We start from the raw sequence: 18,361 nt of genomic DNA, 5'->3' as shown, positions 1-18,361 counted from the left end.
CGACTGCCATGGCAAAACACGCGGTAGAAGCAAACTTCGACGGCCTGGTTGGCCCCACCCACAATTACGCCGGGCTGTCCTGGGGTAACGTGGCGTCGAAAACCAACGTGCGATCGGCGTCCAACCCGAAGGAGGCGGCGCTCCAGGGGCTGGCCAAGATGAAACGGCTGGCGGACAGGGGCTATGTGCAGGGTATTCTCCCGCCCCATGAGCGGCCGCACATTCCGACGCTGCGGGCTCTTGGCTTTGAGGGTACGGAAGCCCGGGTGCTGGAGCAGGCGGCGAAAGCCAGCCCGTCGATTCTTGCGGCGGTATCCTCAGCCTCGTCCATGTGGACGGCCAATGCCGCCACGGTTTCGCCCAGTGCCGATACCACGGATCACCGGGTGCATTTCACCCCGGCCAACCTGAGCGCCAAGTTCCACCGCTCCATCGAACACAAGGTAACCGGGCGTTCCCTGAAAGCGATCTTTGCCGATGAGAGCTATTTTGCCCATCATCCGGCGCTGCCCTCGGTCAGTCATTTTGGTGACGAGGGCGCCGCCAACCATACCCGGTTGTGTGCCGGCTATGGGGAGCCCGGCGTAGAGTTGTTTGTTTACGGCCAGGTCGCCTTTAACGAACAGGCGTCGGCCCCGGAAAAATATCCGGCCCGACAGACTCTGGAGGCCTCCCAGGCGATTGCACGACTGCATGGCCTGAAGGGTCAGCATGCGGTGTTTGCCCAACAAAACCCGGAAGCCATTGATGCCGGCGTTTTCCATAACGATGTTATCGCGGTAGGCAACGGAAACACCCTGTTCTATCACGAGACGGCGTTCCTGAATGAAGACCAGGTGCTGGCGAATATCCGGGAACGTCTTACCGGTGCCGAACTTGAAGCGATTCGGGTCAGCCGTGCTGAGGTGCCGGTTGAAGACGCGGTGGCCTCTTACCTGTTCAACAGCCAGTTACTGAACACGCCCGACGGCATGCTGCTGGCCGTGCCTGGCGAGTGCCGGGAAGTGGCTTCGGTTAGCCGGTATCTGGATGATCTGGTGAAATCCGGTGGGCCGGTCACCTCGGTGGAAGTGTTCGACGTCAAGCAGTCAATGCGCAATGGCGGTGGCCCGGCCTGTCTGCGGTTGCGTGTGGTTCTGGACGATGACGAACTCAAAGCCACGCACCGGGGGGTCATTGTCACTGACGAACTCTATGAGCGCCTGACCACCTGGGTGGAAGCCCATTACCGGGATGAGCTGAGCCAGGATGACCTGGCAGACCCCATGCTGCTGGAAGAGGTCCGGAAAGCCCTGGACGAACTCACCGGTATTCTCGGGCTCGGCTCAATCTACGATTTCCAGCGTTAGCGTCCGTGTCCCACCGGTACAGTAGATCAGCCTTAAGTCCGACAGGCTGCAATCGACGAGGTCAGCATGTCCATGGTGTGCCGGATCAGCTGTTCGGCCGGGAAGCCGTCGTTGCCCTCGCCCGTTTCTGACTGGCACAGCAGGATCGCACCATGCAGCGCGCCCCGCAGGTACAGGGCGGTCTGTGCCGGATCGCTGATCCGCCGCCGGTTCATGGTGCCGTCCTGAAGCCCCAGTTTGATTGCTGCCACCATCAGTTCCATCAGGTCTGACTTGGAACACAGCATCTCCTCCGCCTGACTTTCGTCGGCCTCGATCATGGCCGTGGAGGCCTTGGTGAGTGCTGAGAAGTAGTCCGGCTCCTCCAGATAAAAACGGTAATAGGATTCGCCCATCGCCCGGATCTGGGCCAGGCCGGTGTCGGCGGTTTGCCGCGCTTCTTCAAAGCGACGGAACAGGCTGTGCCCGGCCCTGAGCATAATGCCCCGCTGTATCGCCGCCTTATCCTTGAAATACACATACAGCAGCGCCCGGCTTAGGCTGGCCGTGCGGGCAATGTCATCCATTGAGGTTCGCTCGTAGCCCTTCTCTGAAAACACCAGTTCGGCGGCGTCCAGAATGGTGTCGTAACGGGCCTGTTTTTCCCGCTCCCGGCGGGTTTTCAGCGGTTCGCTCATTCAATCATCCGGTTAGGTGGCAACAGCTGGCACATGATACCTGAAACTGGATCAAACCCGATTATTGACAAAATGTCAAAGAATGACATGATGTCTTAAACAATCATCGGGGCTGCCACGGACCGGGCCCCGCCAACAACATGAGCATGGACGAAAGGATGAATCATGACGCCACTTCGTATTTCCGTTGCCATAGTTTCCCTCGCGTTCTTTTCACTACTCTTGTCCGGCTGCAAAGCCAGTGACGTGTCATCGGAGCCTGAGCAGCAAAGGGTTTCGGTGCGCGTTTCAGAGGTGGGCGGTGGTGAAAACCGGGATATGCCCCTCAGGTTTTCCGGAATTGTCCGCGCCAGCCAGCGGGCAACCCTGACCTTTCAGGTCAGCGGCACCCTGAAACAGAGGGCGGTTGAGTTGGGCCAGAAGGTGCAGGCTGGTGAGGTTCTGGCCCGGGTTTACAACCCCGCCCTGGAGCCGGTGCGGGATTCCGCCAGAGCCCGGCTGGACGAGCTCACAACCGGGTACCAGCAGGCTAAACGTGAGTGGGAACGTTCCAGCCGGCTGCATCAACGTGGTGTGGTTTCCGAACAGGACCTGGAGCAGATTGCCGCCCGGCGCGATTCCCTGAAAGCCAGTGTTGCCACGGCTCGTGCCTCGCTGGCGGAGGCCACGCAAATGCTGGAAGAAAGTGCCCTGCGGGCACCATTCTCCGGACGTGTGGAAGCCCTGCTGGTGCAGCAGGATGAATTCGTCGCCGCCGGCCAGCCGGTGATGCGCCTGTCTTCGCCGGAAGGCCGGGAAGTGGAAGTGCGAGTGCCCGCCCATCTGCTGAACCACGTGCAACTGCGGCAGGCCCTGCCGGTCTGGTCGGTGCAGGACCGCAGCCAGCCTTCGCAAACCGGTTCTGTCGTGGAGATCGCCCAGGCTGGCGCCATTCGTGGTGAATTGCACCCGGTGCTGGTCAGTCTGCCGGTCAATACCCTGGAGCCAGGCGAACCTGTGGAGGTGGGGATAACCCTGGTACGCGAATCGGCACTCACGGTTCCTTTGCTCTCTGTGGTCCGGAATGCCGAGGGTACCAGTGTTTTCCGGGTCCGTGAGAAGGTCGCCAAACGGGTTCCCGTGGTCGTGGATCGGGTTGTCGGCGAAAGGGTAGTCGTCAAGTCCGGTGATCTGGCTCCCGGTGATCAGGTGGTGTACGCGGGCATGACCCGGCTGGCCGACGGTGATGCCGTGGAGGTGCGCTGATGACTCGCCGGCTTCTGAACTGCCAGCGACTTCTCGGGATGGTTGTTGCCATGCTCTGCCTTCTTGGCATTGCGGCGTACAGCACCATGCCACGTCAGGAAGATCCGTCGTTTCCTTACCGGGCGGGGCTGATCAGTATTAACTACCCGGGCGCCAGCGCCGATGCTGTGGAGCGGCTTGTATTGCAGCCGCTGGTGGACGAGCTTCGCCAAGTGGAAGAGGTCGATTTCTCCCAGGCGACTGCCCGCACCGGGGTGGCCATTGTCCGGCTGCGCCTGAATGACACCATCTATGACACCGACCCAGCCTGGGATCGGGTGCGCCAGGCCATGGAGCGGGCGCGGCAGGACTTTCCGGATGATGTGGGGCAAATGGTGCTTGATGACCGCCTGATCGACAATCCTGCAATCGTCATGGCCGTAGGTGGCTCGCCGTCGGTCACGGAACTAACGGAGGTTGCCGAGCGGCTGAAGCAGAACCTGTCGGATATTCTGGGTGTTTCCCGGATTGCACTGGAAGGGGATGCCGATGAACAGGTCACCCTGGCCCTGGATGATGCCGCGCTCTACCGCCTGGGCATTTCCCCGGCCCGGGTGCTGGACACGCTGGCGCGGCGCAACCAGACCATCCCCGGCGGCTTCGTGGTGGTCAATGGCCGCCGCCTGTCGGTGCTTCCCAACAGCGAATTTGCCGATATTGACGCCATCCGCGCCACGCCTGTAGAACTGCCTGACGGCTCCCAGGTGCCCCTCGCGGCAACGGCGGATGTCTGGCGCGGACCAGCGGAACCCCGGCAGCCGGAAACCTGGTACGACGGCGAGCGGGTTGTGCTGGTTTCCATCATCATGGAAGAGGGCACCACCGATGCAATCCGGTTTGGCCAGCGGGTACGGGAACGGGTGGCCCGGATTCGCGCAGAGTTTGAGCCCTACGAGATCCGGGAAATGTTCTTCCAGCCCGACAAGGTGGAGGAACGGCTGGACAACCTGGCCTGGAGCCTGGTGCTCTCTGTGCTGATCATCGTTGCAGTGGTGTTCACCGGCATGGGTATTCGCATGGGTCTGCTGGTCGCATCCATCCTGCCCATGGTGGCGTTGATCAGTGTCGGGCTCTATGATCTGGGCGGCGGCGTTCTGCATCAGATTGCCGTGATTGGTATGGTAATTTCCCTCGGTATCCTGATTGATAACGCCATCGTGATTGTTGAAAGCATCCAGGGACACCTGGACGAGGGGATGCGTCGCCTCGATGCTTTGCGTAAGGCGGTGACTGAACTGGCCGGACCTCTGGGTGCCTCAACCGGCACCACTCTGGCGGCGTTTACGCCTTTGTTGCTGTCCAAGGGCGGCACCGCCGATTTCACCCGGGGGGTGCCGGTGATGATCATGCTGACCCTGTCGGTCAGCTATCTGCTGGCCATTTCCGCTGTACCCCTGTTGGCTGCGAAGTTCCTGAAGCCAACGCGGAAAAGCAGAGAGGACCGGTTTACGGGTCTGGCCCGTTTTCTGGGCAGCCTGGTTGCCCGGCACCCCGGACGCCTGATTGCCGCCGGCACCATTCTGGTCGCCATCAGTCTGGCCATGACGCCTTTTATGGCACGGCAGTTCTTTCCGAATGCTGATCGCCCCAGAGTCATCGTTGAAGTTCACATGCCCGAGGGTACTGACCAGTCCCGCACCTCGGACGCAACGGCAGTCCTTGAGAGGGCTATCCGGGCCCGGCCCGATGCCCTGGCGGTGCACCGGTTTGTGGGCTACACCGGGCCGTCATTCTATTACAATCTCCAGGAGGCACCTCAGGCTCCGAACCGCGCCAGACTCGTTGTCACCACACCAACCCTTGAAGACACCGCCGATATGACCCGCTGGATACGCGCTCATGTAAACGAGCAGATGCCGGAGCTGGACGTGACCGTGGGTGTGCTCGGGCAGGGGCCACCAAGGGCCGCACCGGTGGAAATTCGGATCTATCACGCCAGCGACAACACCCGGGCCAGGGCAGTGGAACAGGTCTTCAGTATTCTGCGGGGCGTTGAGGGCACGGTTGATGTGCGCCATGATCTGGATATCGGCGTGCCCAGCATCGCGATTAACGTCGACGACGCCACTGCGGCCCGGTACCGCCTGACCCGCGCCGATGTGGCCCAAAGCCTTTATGGCCAGAGTTTTGGTGTGGTGGCCGAGCGCTATCGCCAGGAGGAGGACCCCATTCCCCTGGTGTTGCGGTCCCGGGAAGGCACTGCGCTGTCGCTCTCACGCCTGCTGTCCGTCAACATCTACAATGATCGCGGGGATGCCGTGCCCCTGTCGGCGGTAGCCAGTGTGTCTACCACCTGGGAACCCGCCGCCCGGTACCTGCGCGATGGCGTCAGAATGAACACGGTAACGGCGAACCTGGAAACCGGCTACAGCTTCAGTCAGGCTCTGGAGGGCCTGTACGCAGCCCTTGACAAGACGCCCCTGCCGCCGGGCACGCGCATGGAACTGGGCGGTGATGCCGAAGGTTCGGGTGAGGCCAATACGGCTTTGCTGACAGCGGCACCTATCGGCATGCTGTTGCTGCTGTTTTTCCTGCTGCTGCAGTTCAATTCCTTCCGCCGGGTCGGGATTATCCTGTTGACGGTACCGCTGGCTGCCGTCGGTATCTTCCCGGGTTTGGTGCTTTCCGGTTCCCCCTTCGGTTTCCAGTCCCTGCTGGGGGTTATTGCCCTGGTGGGTATCGTGGTAAACAACGCCATTGTGCTTCTGGATGTCATGGACCGGGAACTGGAGAAAGGAAAGGACATCAGGGGTGCCATGCGCAGCGCAGCAGAACAGCGCACCCGCCCGATTCTGCTGACGACGGCAACCACCGTGGCCGGTCTGCTGCCCCTGGCGTTCTCCAGCTCCACCTTGTGGCCACCGATGGCCTGGGCCATTATCTCAGGTTTGCTGGCTTCCACGGTGCTGACCCTGCTGGTGATCCCGGCGGTATGTACCCAACTGATCAGAGCCAGCGTACCGGAACCTGAAAACGCCCCGGCCTGACCCGCTGAAGTCAGGGTCAAGTCAAAGTTGGGGTCAGATGAAAAAGGGGTCAGATGAAATTTTCATCTGACCCCTTTTTCATCTGACCCCAACTTCGAACCCGTTTTCGGCCTGATCATCAAACCGACACGTTGGCCCACAGGAACCTCAGGGTTGGGAAATACAATGGCCTCCGGCGAATGCCCGACCCGGTAACTGGTTTCATCGTCCTCCCAGATCACCGTGCCGGGTTGGTACTCGGTGAAGTTGGCAACATCATCCGGGATGTGAAACCGGAAATTCTTTCCGGTGTTCAGGATTTCATGCACCACCTCAAACACCGTCAACTGGTCAAACGGTGGCTGCGGTGAAGGCGCAGGTTGCCCCCGGAGCCGCCGCCGCAAGGCATCCCGGATGCCCGAGAAACGCTTCGGATCATTCTGGCCGAAAGGCCGAACCTTACCCAGTTCCACGGTAAAACTCTCAGCCTTCAACAGCGACGCCGAAAACGACGAAAACGTCGTGCCCGCCTTGTGTTGCAGCAGCAACGTCTCCACCTCCGCCTCCAGTAGAAAATCACACTGCCTGACCGGAACCTGTCGCCCGGCCACAAAAGGATACAAGGCAAACCGCTCCCGGTGGGAGGGACGAATGGCGGTGTGCAGATCGTAGTGATAAAGCGCCTGGGGACTTGCCATGGCAAACTGCCGGCAAGCCTCCTCAAGCAACTGCGCCCGCGCCGCCTCCGCCAGACCGTCGTACTCGCTCCGCCCGTGTGCACCATTGAATAACCGGTTCAGGTTCACCTCCGTGAACCGCTCTCCGGCCACCATCGCCGGCGGATTACCCAGAATCAACAAGACCGGGCAGGCAAGTTCCCACTCGCCATCAATCAGCTCAGAAACCAGTTCGTTCAGAACCTCGACAGGTGCGGTTTCATTGCCATGCACACCCGCGGAAACGATGATCGCCTCGGAATTCGGATTGCCCCGGCCAGCGGGCGGAACAATGTCCAGAACCCCAACGGCCTTGCGGCTGATGCGGGTTCCGTCGGGAAGGAAGGTTTTGGTTTCAGGAAGTGAGGCTTTCGAATTGTCGAGGGTGTGGAAAAGCCAGTCAGAGTGAGTTCCGAAAAGGTCGTGTTTTGCCGACATAGAATCCCCGAACCAAGTCTGGGGGCGGGCAGGGTGTTGCCTCCCGGGAGTGTCTGAAGCCATGGATGGCTTCAGTCAAGCGCACATGGATGTGCTCGTAGCGTCTCCCGGGAGGCAACACCCTGCCTGCCCGGGCACTTAAGCCGAAATCAGCAGGCTCAGCCGCTTACCGGCCGCTGATGTCGAAGCAGATGATTCTCAAGTTTGCGAAACGCAAACACCAGAATAAAGGTCAGCGCCATGTAGCAAAACGCTACAAAGATAAACGCATCAAACGGCGCATAAAACCGCGAGTAAATGTTACGCGCCGCCCCGGTAAGATCGACAATAGTGACCACACTGGCAATGGCACTGGCGTGCAGCATGAAAATCACCTCATTGGAATATGCCTGAACCGCACGCCGCGCGGCACTCGGCAGCACGATACGCCGCATACGCATGAGCCAGTTCATGCCATAGGCCTTGGCCGCCTCGATTTCACCATTGGGTGTTGACACAATTGCACCCCGGATAATCTCCGTGGTGTAGGCTGCGGTGTTCAGTGTGAATGCCAGCAGGGCCGGGTAGAACGGCTCCCGGAAGATCTCCCACCAGAAAGTCTCCTGTATCCCCTCAATCTGGGCCAGGCCGTAATAGATAATGTACAGCTGGATCAGCAGCGGTGTACCGCGGAACAGGTAGGTGTACAGCCACACTGGCCCGGACACGAACGGGTTGCGAACCGTTCTGAGAATGGCCAGTGGTACCGCCATCAGTAAGCCGATAACCAATGACAGGAACACCAGATGGACGGTGGTCACCAGACCATCCCAGTATTCCATGATGGTCATGGCGGTAAAAATGTCGTTCTGGTTGAGCCACTCGGCAATGAAATCAGGCATCCGTTAACTCCCCTGAATCACGCCGACGTTAGCGCGCTTGTCGAGCCATTTGATAAACAGCTCGGACCCCGCCGTCAGGGCCAGATAGACGAACGCCACCGGAATGAAAAAGTGGAAAGGCATCCGCTCTGCCTTGGCGGCTTCCTCGGCAACCCGGACCATGTCCGTGAGCCCGATGATCGACACCAGTGCCGTGGTTTTCAGCAGAACCTGCCAGTTATTGCCCAGCCCGGGCAGGGCATGACGAAGCATCTGAGGCAGCATGATTCTGCGGAAGGTATGCAGGCGGGTAAAGCCGTAGGCGCGGGCGGCCTCAATCTGGCCGGTTTCAACCGCCAGAAAGGCACCCCGGAAAGTTTCGGTCATGTAGGCGCCGAAGATCAGCCCGATCGTTACCACGCCAGAGATGAACGGATCGAACTGAAAGAAAAAGTCGATTTCGTAGGCTTCCCAGATGTAGTCTGAGAGCATGTTCACTGCAACCTGGCCGCCGTAATAAAACAGCAGCATCATGACCAGATCCGGCACGCCACGGATCAGCGTGGTGTAGGTGGTGGCGATGCCCCTGGCAACCCGGCTTTGCGACAGTTTGGCAGGCGCGCCAATCAGTCCCAGGACAACCGAGAGGGCCAGAGAGAGGAAGGCCAGCTCAAGGGTAACGATTGCCCCGTCTATCAGGGCCGGGCCATAACCTTTCAGATCGAGCATGGGAACGTCCGGTAAGCAGAGGCAGCCTTAACGGCCGCCCCAGTAAGATTACATCTTGATGTCGTAAGCGAAGTACTTCTGCATGATGGTGTCGTAGGTACCATCTTCCTTCAGGGTGCGAAGGGCTGCATTCACTTTCTCTGCGATATCCGCGTCTCGCTTGCGCATGGCAACGCCAACACCCTCACCCAGCTTTACGGGCTCACCAACTTCCTTGAAGCCTTCCTTGGGCAGTATAGTCTGCTCGCCTACCGGATAGTCTACGAAGACGACATCCAGACGCTGGCCTTCAAGGTCCAGAACCATGTCATCGGCGGTTGTGTAACGCTTGATGGTCACAATGCCGCCCATGTTTTCGGTTACGTGGGTGTCCATGGTGGTGCCACGCTGAACGCCCACGGTCTTGCCCTTCATGGCGTCCATGTCGGTGACGTCGGTGTTGAAGCTCTCAGGGCCGAACCAGCCACCCGGGGTGTTGTAGTACGGTTCGGAGAACAGAACCCGCTCGGCCCGCTCCGGAGTGATGGACATGGAAGACATGATCAGATCAAACTTACGCGCCAGCAGACCCGGGATCATGCCGTCCCATGACTGAATAACGAATTCGCAGTCAGCGTTCATTTCTTCACACATGGCTTCGGCCAGTTCCACTTCGAAACCGGTCAGCTCGCCGTTCTCGTCTTTGTACTCAAACGGCTCGTAGGGCACGTCGAATGCAATGCGGAGGCTACGTTCCTGGGCCTGTGCACCGCCTGCAATCAGGGCGAGGGCGCAGCTTGCTGCAACAATCAGTTTTTTCATGTGTCACTTCTCCAGTGGTTTGCCTTTTGGGCTTTATTTTTAATGGAATTTTTGATTCCAGCTTTTATTTCTTCACCGGCTCAAGATAGCACCGCGTGTCAGAACTTGGGCGCCAGGAACTGTTTCATGCGTTCCGAGTCCGGGTTATCAAACACTTTCCGCGGTGTACCCTGTTCCTCAATCACGCCCTGATGCAAGAACAGGACCTGACTCGACACATCCCTTGCAAACGCCATCTCGTGGGTGACCACGATCATGGTGCGGCCTTCCTCGGCGAGGCTTTGCATAACTTTGAGTACTTCACCCACCAGCTCAGGATCGAGAGCCGACGTGGGCTCATCAAACAGCATGACTTCCGGCTCCATGGCGAGGGCCCGGGCAATGGCGGCCCGCTGCTGCTGACCGCCCGACATCTGGGCCGGATAGTAATCCTTGCGTTCGTAGATGCCCACCTTGTTCAGGTAGGCCTCGGCACGCTCAATCGCTTCCTTCTTGGGCACCTTGAGCACGTGGATGGGCGCTTCAATGATGTTTTCGAGCACGGTCATGTGGGACCAGAGGTTGAAGCTCTGGAACACCATGGAAAGTTTTGCCCGGATCAGTTCAACCTGCTTGTTATCCGCAGGAATGCGTTCGCCTTTCCGGTTGGTGGTGAACCGTATCGGGTCGCCGTGCACGATAATGTCGCCGGATGTGGGCGTTTCCAGCAGGTTAATGCAACGCAGGAAGGTACTCTTTCCGGAGCCGGAGCTGCCGATCAGGGAAACCACGTCGCCTTTGCGGGTCTCCAGTGAAATACCCTTGAGTACTTCAAGCTGATCAAAGGTCTTGTGAATGTCCCTGCAGATCAAAGGCGCTTGGTCCGCCATGGGTGACTCCTGAGGCTGTAATTCAAAGGCGCATGTTTTACGGACTGTGGATGCAGAAATCAATACCTTCAACAGGGCGTTTCACCGTATTTCACCGCCGTTCGCTGCATTTCATTGTGGGCGAATGGGTGATCAATGCAAGCGTTTGCCATCCTCAGGTCGTGGCCTGTGAGTAATGCGCCCCGGCCTCTGCGCCGACCGGCAGGCGGATCAGCGTACTGCCTTCCTTTTCCATCTCCCGCATGGCTTCGCTGACGAACCGCACATGGGCTGTGGCGGCTTTCTGGGCGCTGGCGGCTTTGCCGGAAATTACCGCCTCATAAAGTTGCCTGTGCTGGCGGACAATTTTCTTGCGCATCTCTTCCCTCGGGTTGAGGTTGGCAACGGATGCCTGAACGGTCAACAGCATCATGTTTTTCAGGCTATTGAGCACGTGCACCAGAATCGGATTGTGGGAGGCCTCCACAATGGCCAGGTGAAAGCCGTGGTCGGGTCGGGCGTTGCTGAGCGGATCGGTGTCTTCCAGAGCACGGAACGCCTTGGTGATCCGGTGCCGGTCCAGCCGGGTTGCCCGTTGTGCTGCCAGGTAGGCCGCCTGACCCTCAAGTTGCTCCCGCACTTCCAGCAAATCATAGAGGGTTCGGGGGTGGCCTTCGAAAAGATGCATCAGCGGGCTCTGTTCACCCAGATCGTTGGAGCCGGGAACCATGCTGGCCACAAATGAGCCCTTGCCATGCCGGGTTTCGATAACCCCTCGACCCTGAAGCTCGTGCAGGGCTTCGCGAATGACTGCGCGGGAAACACCCAGCCGCGCCGCCAATTGCCGTTCGGAGGGTATTTTCTGCTCCGGGGCGAGCCCGCCATCAAGGATGAGCCGTTCCAGCCGGTAAGAAATTTCCTGGGAGATTGCCATTTGGGTGCCTGTTTGTGCTCTGTGGTCTGACCAGTCAATGGTTCTGATTGTTGTTGCTTAATCTGCCAACCGATACGCGTCCGAGCCCGTTAAATATGGCTGATTCAGAGTATTTCGTCCATTTTTAATACTTCAAAAACTGGTCTGACCAGTAGTTACGGAACTGGACTAAAGCGGGAATGGCTACGAATATCATGGTAATGCCGGCCTGTGCCGGCGTTGCTATGACGCTCATAACAACAAAGCCAACGGAGACGTTTCGATGAATTCGAAGAATAACATCCGGAATAAATGTGATACGGGCGAGACCCCACCTCGCAGAAGTTTCCTTAAAACTGCCGCTGTAGGCGCCGCCTTCGCCGGCGCGATGCTGATGGGTGCCGGCCAGGCCCAGGCTGCAACAACCTGGAAAATCCAGTCTGTCTGGGATGCGGGCACGGTCGGCTATGACCTGTTTGAGGACTGGTGTAATGGCATGGAAGAGAAGTCCGGCGGGGAACTGATCTTCAAATGTTTCCCTGCCAAGGCTGTCGCCGCCGATAGCAATTCACTGTTCGATTCGGTTCGCAGTGGCGTTCTTCAGGGCATGAACCCGTTCACTCTGTACTGGTCCGGCAAGATTCCCGCTTCGGTTTTCCTGTCATCCTATCCCGGCGGCCCGGATCAGCCTCACCAGTGGGACACCATGTTCTACTCACTGGGCATGCTGGAGAAGACCCGGGAAATCTACAAGAAGTTCGGGCTGTTCTATGTGGGGCCGATCCAGCACGATGCAAATATCATTCACTCCAAGACCCCGGTAAACAGTCTCGAAGACTTTAAAGGCATGAAGCTCCGGGTTCCCGGTGGTATGGTCGCTGAGGTGTTTCAGGCGTTCGGTGCTTCTACCGTGAGTCTGCCGGGCTCTGACATCTTCCCGGCCCTGGAAAAGGGCACCATCGACGCAGCCGATTACGTGGGCCCGGCGGTGAACTGGGAACTGGGCTTTTCCCAGGTGACAGATTACATTCTGTTCGGACCTCCGGGCGTAATGTCGATCTACCAGCCGGTGGACCTGATGGATCTGACCGTCAACCTGCGTGCCTGGAACGCTCTGGATCCGAAACTCCAGCAACTGGTTGAGGATGAAGTGCGCATCTATTCCCAGAAGCACTACCTGACCATTCAGAAGCGCAACGTTGAGGCCATGAAGAAGTTCAAGGATGCGGGTGACACCGTGAGCCGTCTGAGCCAGGAGGATGTGGATGAATGGCGCCGCAGAGCCATCCCGATCTGGTATAAGTGGGCGAACAAAGACGAAGATGCCCGTGCCATCTTCGACATGCAGATCGAGTATATGATGAACGATACCGTCGGCTATATCGATGAGTCTGATCTTGAAGGTGTGCCGGGCCGGTAACGCCTTGTCAAATCAATAAAAAAAGAAACAAGGGGAAGGGCAGGGACAGCTTCGGAAGGGGGGGTCCCACCTTCCCCGTTTTGTGGCTGAGGAAGCAACAACATGTCTGATCTTGAAGGTTTCGGATTCGTAATGCCGCACTGGTTCTACTGGGGCTGGCTTGCGGTCATGCCGCTGATCATGATGGCCTGGGACAGGTGGAGTAGTGGTCACGGAGGCGGGAGTGCCGAGCCGGAATTGACACCGGGGGAATTACAGGCGGAAGAGGATGATCCTCTTATCTATCTCCAGTTCGAAGGGAACTGGTTTACCAAGGTAGTGGACTGGATGTGCGACAAATCCGGTCTGTTTGTGTCGTTTTGGACAATCAATGCCGTTGTGTTCTATTTCTTTGGGGTGGTCATGCGCTATATCTTTAACATGCCCACCATCTGGGTCCATGAAGCCAGCTTCCTGCTGCTGGGTATGCAGTATATGCTGGCGGGCGCATTTGCCATGCTTCATGGCGCCCACGTGCGTGTGGATGTGATGTACAACATGCTGCCGCCGAGGGGAAGAATTGGCCTGGACATCTTTACTTCCATGTTCTTCTTCATTTTTGCCCTGATTCTGCTGGTTACCTCCTGGACCTTCTTCCAGGATTCCTACGCCATGAATGAGACCACGGTTGAGACCTGGGGCATCCAGCATTGGCCGGCCAAAGGCATGATGGTTCTGGGTTCAATACTTCTTTTACTCGCAGGCACATCCAAGCTGATCAAGGATATTGTCCTGTTTGTCCGTCTTGGCCGGGAGCGCACCGCATGACTACAAATACAACAACTGCGCCGGGTAGTAACCTTGTCGGGAAGCTGAGTACCTGGCTGATGATTATCGCCACAGTGGCACTGGCGTTTGTCATCTGTGTCGAAATGATCAACATTCTTTTCTACGATCCGTGGAGCGATGAGCAATTCCTGTTCAAGCTCTCCGGTAGCCTTTCTGACGTCAAGATCGGGCCTTTGACCTATCTGATGTTCGGTTCCCTTGCCGTGGCCCTGATGATGGGGCTGCCGCTGGCTTTCGTGACCGGTGGTCTAGGGGTGATGTTCATCTACCTGGTGGGCGACGCACTGATGCTGAACCTCGTGCCGGGGCGCATCTTCCCGATGATGACCAACTCTGATCTGGCGGCGATACCGCTGTTTATCTTCATGGCTTCGATGCTTGAACGCGCCGGCCTGATTGAGGAAATGTTCAGTGTGGTCTACAAGTGGATGGGTGGCCTGAGCGGCGGTCTGGCGACAGCAACCATCCTGGCCTCCACCCTCCTTGCAGCCATGGTGGGTGTCATTGGAGCCGCAGTTGTCACGATGGGTATCATCGCTCTGCCGGCGATGCTCAAGCGCGGTTACGATCAGAAGATCGCTCTGGGCTCGATCATGGCTGGCGGTACTCTGGGCATACTGATTCCTCCTTCAATCCTGGCAATTCTGTACGCGGTTGTCGCACAGCAATCGGTCGGTGAGTTGTATCTCGGCTCCGTGATCCCGGGCCTGATGCTGTCTTCCATGTATATTGCCTATGTGCTGATCCGCAGCTGGATTAATCCGAAGCTGGGGCCGCCTGTACCGGTGGAAGAGCGGATTTCCCTGAAGGAAAAGCTGCTGCTCACGAAAAACCTGATTGCTCCACTGATTCTGGTATTTCTGGTGCTGGGCCTGCTGTTCGGCGGCATCGCAACGCCCGTGGAAGCGGCCGGTATCGGCTCCTTTGGCGCCATCGTGGTGGCCATGATGCACGGCAGGTTCTCCATTGCCGGACTGCGGGAAGCATCCGTAACCACTACCAAGGCATCCGCAATGGTGCTGTGGATCATGTTCGGTGCCTCGGTCTTTGTTGGCTTCTACATCCTTCAGGGTGGGCAGCAATTTGTCACGGACGCCATCCTGGGTACTGGCATGTCGCCATACGGCATTCTGTTCCTGCTGATGTTCCTGCTGGTGGTTCTGGGTATGTTCCTGGATTGGGTGGGTATTCTGCTGCTGGCAGTTCCTATCTTCATTCCTATTGTTAAAGCGCTGGAGTTCCCGGGGTTGCTGGGCTTCCCGCCTGTGGCAGGTGATGACGTTGTGCTCTGGTTTGGCGTGCTCTATCTGGTCAATATGCAGATGTCGTTCCTCAGTCCGCCATTCGGTTACGCATTGTTCTACCTCCGCGGCGTATGCCCGCCGGAAATATCCATGGCCACGATTTTCCAGTCGTCCCTGGTGTTCCTGGCGATTCAGGCGCTCGGGCTGTTCATGTGTATCCTGATTCCCGGCCTCGTAACCTGGCTGCCAGGGCTGGTCTACGGTTAAATAATTCAAGGAGTAATACGTTATGTTGACAATCAATCGGCTGGATCTGGCTGAAGCACGAATTCTCATTGAAGGCGCCGCGAACAAGGCCCAGGAAATCGGCGTGCCCATGTGCATTGCCATCGTGGATGAATCCGGCAACCTGGTGGCCTTCGAGCGCATGGACGGCGGCAAGATCACCAGTGTGACCATTGCCCAGGACAAGGCGTTCACGGCGGCGGCGGCGAAGAAAGCCACCCACGACTACAACAAGGTGAACGTGCCCGGCAGCCTGGCCTTTGGTATTCACACCGAAGTGGGCGGGCGCATCAGCTCAGTTGGCGGTGGCTTGCCGGTGATCGTTGACGGCGACGTGGTGGGGGGTATCGGAATCAGTTCCGGTACGCCCCAGCAGGACATGGATTGTGCCCAGGCCGGTCTTGACCACTTTGCAACAAAACGCGGTTGATGACTGTCACACTTGATGTAATCCAAACCCAGAGAGTGCTATGACTACCAAGCCGAAAGTTAGCAAAGCCGAGCTGGTGGAGCAGTTCCGGTCGTTTATCGACCCGGACTACGTCATCACCGATGACGAAACCATGAAGCCCTACGAATGCGACGGCATGTCCATGTATTGCGAGATGCCGTTGCTGGTGGTTCTGCCGGAGACCGTTGAACAGGTGCAGCGCGTGATGCGCATCTGCAACGAGAACGCAGTGCCGGTGGTGGCCCGTGGTGCCGGAACCGGGCTCAGTGCCGGTGCCATGCCCAATAAAGAGGGCGTGGTGCTGTCGCTGGCCAAGTTCAACCGCATCATCGGGATTGATCCACTGGGGCGAACGGCACGGCTTCAGCCTGGTGTTCGTAATCTGGCCATCAGTGAAGAGGCGGCCCAGTATGGTCTCTACTACGGCCCGGATCCCTCGTCCCAGATCGCCTGCACCATCGGCGGTAATGTGGCGGAGAATTCCGGTGGCGTGCACTGCCTCAAGTACGGGCTGACCGTTCACAATATTCTTAGCGTGGAGATGGTGACCGCCGAGGGTGATGTGGTCACCGTGGGCAGCGATGGCCTGGACAGCTGTGGCATGGATCTGCTGGCGCTGATGACCGGCTCTGAAGGTCTGCTGGGTGTGGTGACGGAAGTAAAAGTAAAACTGCTGCCGGAGCCGGAAGTGGCCCAGGTGGTTATGGCCGGTTTTGATGATGTGCAGAAGGGCGGCGATGCCGTGGGCGGCATTATTTCCCACGGGATCATTCCCGGCGGCCTGGAAATGATGGATAGCCACGCGATCGTCGCGGCCGACGACTTCGCCCAGGCGGGTTACCCGAGGGATGCCAAAGCCTTGCTGCTGTGCGAAGTAGACGGTACCGAAGAAGAGGTGCATGAGCACATCGCCCAGGCCGAGGACGTGTTCCGCAAGCTGGGGGCTACCTCCGTCCGTACTTCCCAGAGCGAGGAAGAGCGTGCGCTGTTGTGGAAAGGCCGTAAATCCGCGTTCCCGGCAGTCGGCCGGATTTCGCCGGATTACTACTGCATGGACGGTACCATTCCCCGCCGTGAGATCGCCTACGTTCTGACGGAAATGGAGAAGATGTCCGAGGAGTTCGGTCTGCGCGTGGCCAACGTGTTCCACGCCGGCGACGGCAACCTGCACCCGTTGATCCTGTTTGACGCCAACGTGCCCGGCGAGTTTGAGCGCACCGAGGCGTTTGGCTCCCGCATCCTGGAAATGTGTGTGGAAGTGGGTGGCTGCATCACCGGTGAGCATGGCGTTGGCGTGGAAAAAATCCGCCAGATGGCCGTGCAGTTCAACGATGAGGAGCTGCAGCAGTTCCACGATGTGAAAGCGGCCTTCGACCCCGCCGGTATTCTCAACCCGGGCAAGGGCGTGCCGGCACTGCGATTCTGCCAGGAATACCGCTCCCTTGAGCATAAACAACACACGCACGACCATACGGAAGCCGCCCATGGCTGATATTTCCCAACAACTGAAGGAGCAGGTGCTCCAGGCCCGGGACAGCGGGCACAAACTCAATATTGTCGGCGGTGGAACCAAGGCCTTTATGGGCCGGGAAGCCGACCCGGATGCCGGAACCCTCAACGTGGGCGAACATTCCGGCATCGTGGATTACCATCCGGTCGAACTGGTATTGACCGTTCGTGCCGGTACGCCTTTGAGCGAGATCGAGGCCACCCTGGCCGAACAGGGCCAGTGCCTGCATTTCGAACCGCCCAGATTCGGTGCTGCCTCCAGCATCGGCGGCACCCTGGCCTGCAATCTTTCCGGCCCGGGCCGTCCGTGGGCGGGTTCGGTACGGGACCAGGTCCTGGGTATCCGGCTGCTGAACGGCAAGGGTGAGCACCTTCGCTTTGGTGGTCAGGTCATGAAGAACGTGGCCGGCTATGACGTATCACGGCTTCAGGCCGGCGCCCTCGGCACGCTTGGCGTGATTACCGAAATTAGCATGAAAGTGATGCCCAGACCTGCTGCGTCCCTGACCCTGATTCAGGAAATGGGCATGGACGAGGTGATTCACTACATGAACAGCCGCGCCGCCGAGCCCAAGCCGATCACGGCTGCCTGCTGGGTGGACGGCAAGGTCTATCTGCGCCTGTCCGGCGCAAAATCCGGTGTTGAGGCCACGGCCGAAAAATGGTCCGGCGAGGTGATGGAGCAGGGCGATCAGTTCTGGCAGCAGGTGCAGGACATGCAGCACGAGTTCTTCGCCGGTAATGACGTGCCGCTGTGGCGTTTCTCCGTTGGCTCAACCGCAGCCACGCCGGAGCTGGAAGGCAACTGGTTCATCGACTGGGCCGGTTCCCAACGCTGGTTCCGGGGTACCGGTGAACTGAAAGAGCTGGAACCGGTGGCGCGCGCTGCGGGCGGCCAGGTCAGCCTGTTTCGGGGTGGCGACCGCTCCGGTGAAGTGATGCACCATCAGCCGGAGGCCCTGAAAGGCATTCAGCGCCGAATCAAGAATGCGTTTGATCCGGATAACATCTTCAATCCCGGACGCTTATACAGCTGGTTGTAA

The 18,361-nt window shown here is 58.6% G+C and carries 16 protein-coding genes; 9 read left to right on the top strand and 7 right to left on the bottom strand.

What is annotated here, in order from left to right; all coding sequences use genetic code 11:
* Positions 1-8: 8 nt before the first annotated feature.
* Complete coding sequence (gene astB / locus NLK58_RS10090) at positions 9-1,349, top strand: N-succinylarginine dihydrolase (RefSeq protein WP_341582737.1); 1,341 nt, start codon at positions 9-11, stop codon at positions 1,347-1,349.
* Between the two features lie 32 nt (positions 1,350-1,381).
* On the opposite strand, the gene NLK58_RS10085 is transcribed toward astB, so the two are convergent.
* Positions 1,382-2,026, bottom strand: a complete 645-nt coding sequence (locus tag NLK58_RS10085; protein WP_117618381.1) for a TetR/AcrR family transcriptional regulator — start codon at positions 2,024-2,026, stop codon at positions 1,382-1,384.
* A gap of 165 nt (positions 2,027-2,191) precedes the next feature.
* On the opposite strand from NLK58_RS10085, the gene NLK58_RS10080 reads away from it, so the two are divergent.
* Both NLK58_RS10080 and NLK58_RS10075 read left to right on the top strand, forming a co-directional pair.
* A complete protein-coding gene (locus tag NLK58_RS10080; RefSeq protein WP_117618380.1) occupies positions 2,192-3,271 on the top strand; it encodes an efflux RND transporter periplasmic adaptor subunit in 1,080 nt (359 codons plus the stop codon).
* Complete coding sequence (locus NLK58_RS10075; protein ID WP_341582736.1) at positions 3,271-6,297, top strand: efflux RND transporter permease subunit; 3,027 nt, start codon at positions 3,271-3,273, stop codon at positions 6,295-6,297. The genes NLK58_RS10080 and NLK58_RS10075 overlap by 1 nt, the downstream gene beginning before the upstream one ends.
* Before the next feature lie 62 nt (positions 6,298-6,359).
* Here NLK58_RS10075 and astE read toward each other — a convergent pair whose 3' ends face one another.
* The 6 genes from astE to NLK58_RS10045 all read right to left on the bottom strand — a co-directional run bounded on the left by astE (position 6,360) and on the right by NLK58_RS10045 (position 11,602).
* Positions 6,360-7,430 (bottom strand): succinylglutamate desuccinylase, encoded by a 1,071-nt coding sequence (gene astE / locus NLK58_RS10070; RefSeq protein WP_341582735.1) that lies wholly within the window; start codon positions 7,428-7,430, stop codon positions 6,360-6,362.
* 158 nt (positions 7,431-7,588) lie between these two features.
* Positions 7,589-8,311 carry an ABC transporter permease gene (locus NLK58_RS10065; RefSeq protein WP_117618377.1) on the bottom strand — a complete coding sequence of 241 codons (723 nt, stop codon included), beginning with the start codon at positions 8,309-8,311 and terminating at the stop codon, positions 7,589-7,591.
* Positions 8,312-8,314: 3 nt separating this feature from the next.
* Complete coding sequence (locus NLK58_RS10060) at positions 8,315-9,019, bottom strand: ABC transporter permease (protein WP_117618376.1); 705 nt, start codon at positions 9,017-9,019, stop codon at positions 8,315-8,317.
* A gap of 48 nt (positions 9,020-9,067) precedes the next feature.
* Positions 9,068-9,820, bottom strand: coding sequence for an ABC transporter substrate-binding protein (locus NLK58_RS10055; protein ID WP_117618375.1), 753 nt, complete (start codon positions 9,818-9,820; stop codon positions 9,068-9,070).
* Between the two features lie 98 nt (positions 9,821-9,918).
* The gene (locus tag NLK58_RS10050) at positions 9,919-10,689 is read right to left on the bottom strand and encodes an ABC transporter ATP-binding protein (protein WP_117618374.1); all 771 of its coding nucleotides are present in this window, start codon (positions 10,687-10,689) and stop codon (positions 9,919-9,921) included.
* Positions 10,690-10,843: 154 nt separating this feature from the next.
* Entirely contained in the window at positions 10,844-11,602 is a 759-nt protein-coding gene (locus NLK58_RS10045; RefSeq protein WP_117618373.1) for an FCD domain-containing protein, read from the bottom strand.
* Positions 11,603-11,975: 373 nt separating this feature from the next.
* Here NLK58_RS10045 and dctP point away from each other — a divergent pair, with 373 nt between their 5' ends.
* The 6 genes from dctP to glcE all read left to right on the top strand — a co-directional run bounded on the left by dctP (position 11,976) and on the right by glcE (position 18,361).
* Positions 11,976-13,001, top strand: a complete 1,026-nt coding sequence (dctP, locus tag NLK58_RS10040) for a TRAP transporter substrate-binding protein DctP (protein WP_205422330.1) — start codon at positions 11,976-11,978, stop codon at positions 12,999-13,001.
* Between the two features lie 102 nt (positions 13,002-13,103).
* Entirely contained in the window at positions 13,104-13,808 is a 705-nt protein-coding gene (locus NLK58_RS10035; protein ID WP_117618371.1) for a TRAP transporter small permease subunit, read from the top strand.
* Positions 13,805-15,340 (top strand): TRAP transporter large permease subunit, encoded by a 1,536-nt coding sequence (locus NLK58_RS10030; protein ID WP_117618370.1) that lies wholly within the window; start codon positions 13,805-13,807, stop codon positions 15,338-15,340. Before NLK58_RS10035 ends, NLK58_RS10030 begins: the two co-directional genes overlap by 4 nt.
* A gap of 22 nt (positions 15,341-15,362) precedes the next feature.
* Complete coding sequence (locus NLK58_RS10025; protein ID WP_117618369.1) at positions 15,363-15,788, top strand: heme-binding protein; 426 nt, start codon at positions 15,363-15,365, stop codon at positions 15,786-15,788.
* 40 nt (positions 15,789-15,828) lie between these two features.
* The gene (locus tag NLK58_RS10020; protein ID WP_117618368.1) at positions 15,829-17,301 is read left to right on the top strand and encodes an FAD-linked oxidase C-terminal domain-containing protein; all 1,473 of its coding nucleotides are present in this window, start codon (positions 15,829-15,831) and stop codon (positions 17,299-17,301) included.
* Positions 17,294-18,361: a glycolate oxidase subunit GlcE gene (glcE, locus tag NLK58_RS10015; protein ID WP_117618367.1), complete on the top strand. Its 1,068-nt coding sequence runs from the start codon at positions 17,294-17,296 to the stop codon at positions 18,359-18,361. Before NLK58_RS10020 ends, glcE begins: the two co-directional genes overlap by 8 nt.

It is taken from the genome of Marinobacter metalliresistant, from assembly GCF_038098645.1.
Classification (GTDB): domain Bacteria; phylum Pseudomonadota; class Gammaproteobacteria; order Pseudomonadales; family Oleiphilaceae; genus Marinobacter; species Marinobacter metalliresistant.
This window is presented reverse-complemented; position numbering and strand designations above follow the sequence as displayed.

What these genes read in the sequence shown, in the direction of transcription:
- astB (WP_341582737.1), top strand. Translation starts at nt 9, where the DNA reads ATGGCAAAACACGCGGTAGAAGCAAACTTCGACGGCCTGGTTGGCCCC.
- NLK58_RS10085 (WP_117618381.1), bottom strand. Translation starts at nt 2,026, where the DNA reads ATGAGCGAACCGCTGAAAACCCGCCGGGAGCGGGAAAAACAGGCCCGT.
- NLK58_RS10080 (WP_117618380.1), top strand. Translation starts at nt 2,192, where the DNA reads ATGACGCCACTTCGTATTTCCGTTGCCATAGTTTCCCTCGCGTTCTTT.
- NLK58_RS10075 (WP_341582736.1), top strand. Translation starts at nt 3,271, where the DNA reads ATGACTCGCCGGCTTCTGAACTGCCAGCGACTTCTCGGGATGGTTGTT.
- astE (WP_341582735.1), bottom strand. Translation starts at nt 7,430, where the DNA reads ATGTCGGCAAAACACGACCTTTTCGGAACTCACTCTGACTGGCTTTTC.
- NLK58_RS10065 (WP_117618377.1), bottom strand. Translation starts at nt 8,311, where the DNA reads ATGCCTGATTTCATTGCCGAGTGGCTCAACCAGAACGACATTTTTACC.
- NLK58_RS10060 (WP_117618376.1), bottom strand. Translation starts at nt 9,019, where the DNA reads ATGCTCGATCTGAAAGGTTATGGCCCGGCCCTGATAGACGGGGCAATC.
- NLK58_RS10055 (WP_117618375.1), bottom strand. Translation starts at nt 9,820, where the DNA reads ATGAAAAAACTGATTGTTGCAGCAAGCTGCGCCCTCGCCCTGATTGCA.
- NLK58_RS10050 (WP_117618374.1), bottom strand. Translation starts at nt 10,689, where the DNA reads ATGGCGGACCAAGCGCCTTTGATCTGCAGGGACATTCACAAGACCTTT.
- NLK58_RS10045 (WP_117618373.1), bottom strand. Translation starts at nt 11,602, where the DNA reads ATGGCAATCTCCCAGGAAATTTCTTACCGGCTGGAACGGCTCATCCTT.
- dctP (WP_205422330.1), top strand. Translation starts at nt 11,976, where the DNA reads ATGGGTGCCGGCCAGGCCCAGGCTGCAACAACCTGGAAAATCCAGTCT.
- NLK58_RS10035 (WP_117618371.1), top strand. Translation starts at nt 13,104, where the DNA reads ATGTCTGATCTTGAAGGTTTCGGATTCGTAATGCCGCACTGGTTCTAC.
- NLK58_RS10030 (WP_117618370.1), top strand. Translation starts at nt 13,805, where the DNA reads ATGACTACAAATACAACAACTGCGCCGGGTAGTAACCTTGTCGGGAAG.
- NLK58_RS10025 (WP_117618369.1), top strand. Translation starts at nt 15,363, where the DNA reads ATGTTGACAATCAATCGGCTGGATCTGGCTGAAGCACGAATTCTCATT.
- NLK58_RS10020 (WP_117618368.1), top strand. Translation starts at nt 15,829, where the DNA reads ATGACTACCAAGCCGAAAGTTAGCAAAGCCGAGCTGGTGGAGCAGTTC.
- glcE (WP_117618367.1), top strand. Translation starts at nt 17,294, where the DNA reads ATGGCTGATATTTCCCAACAACTGAAGGAGCAGGTGCTCCAGGCCCGG.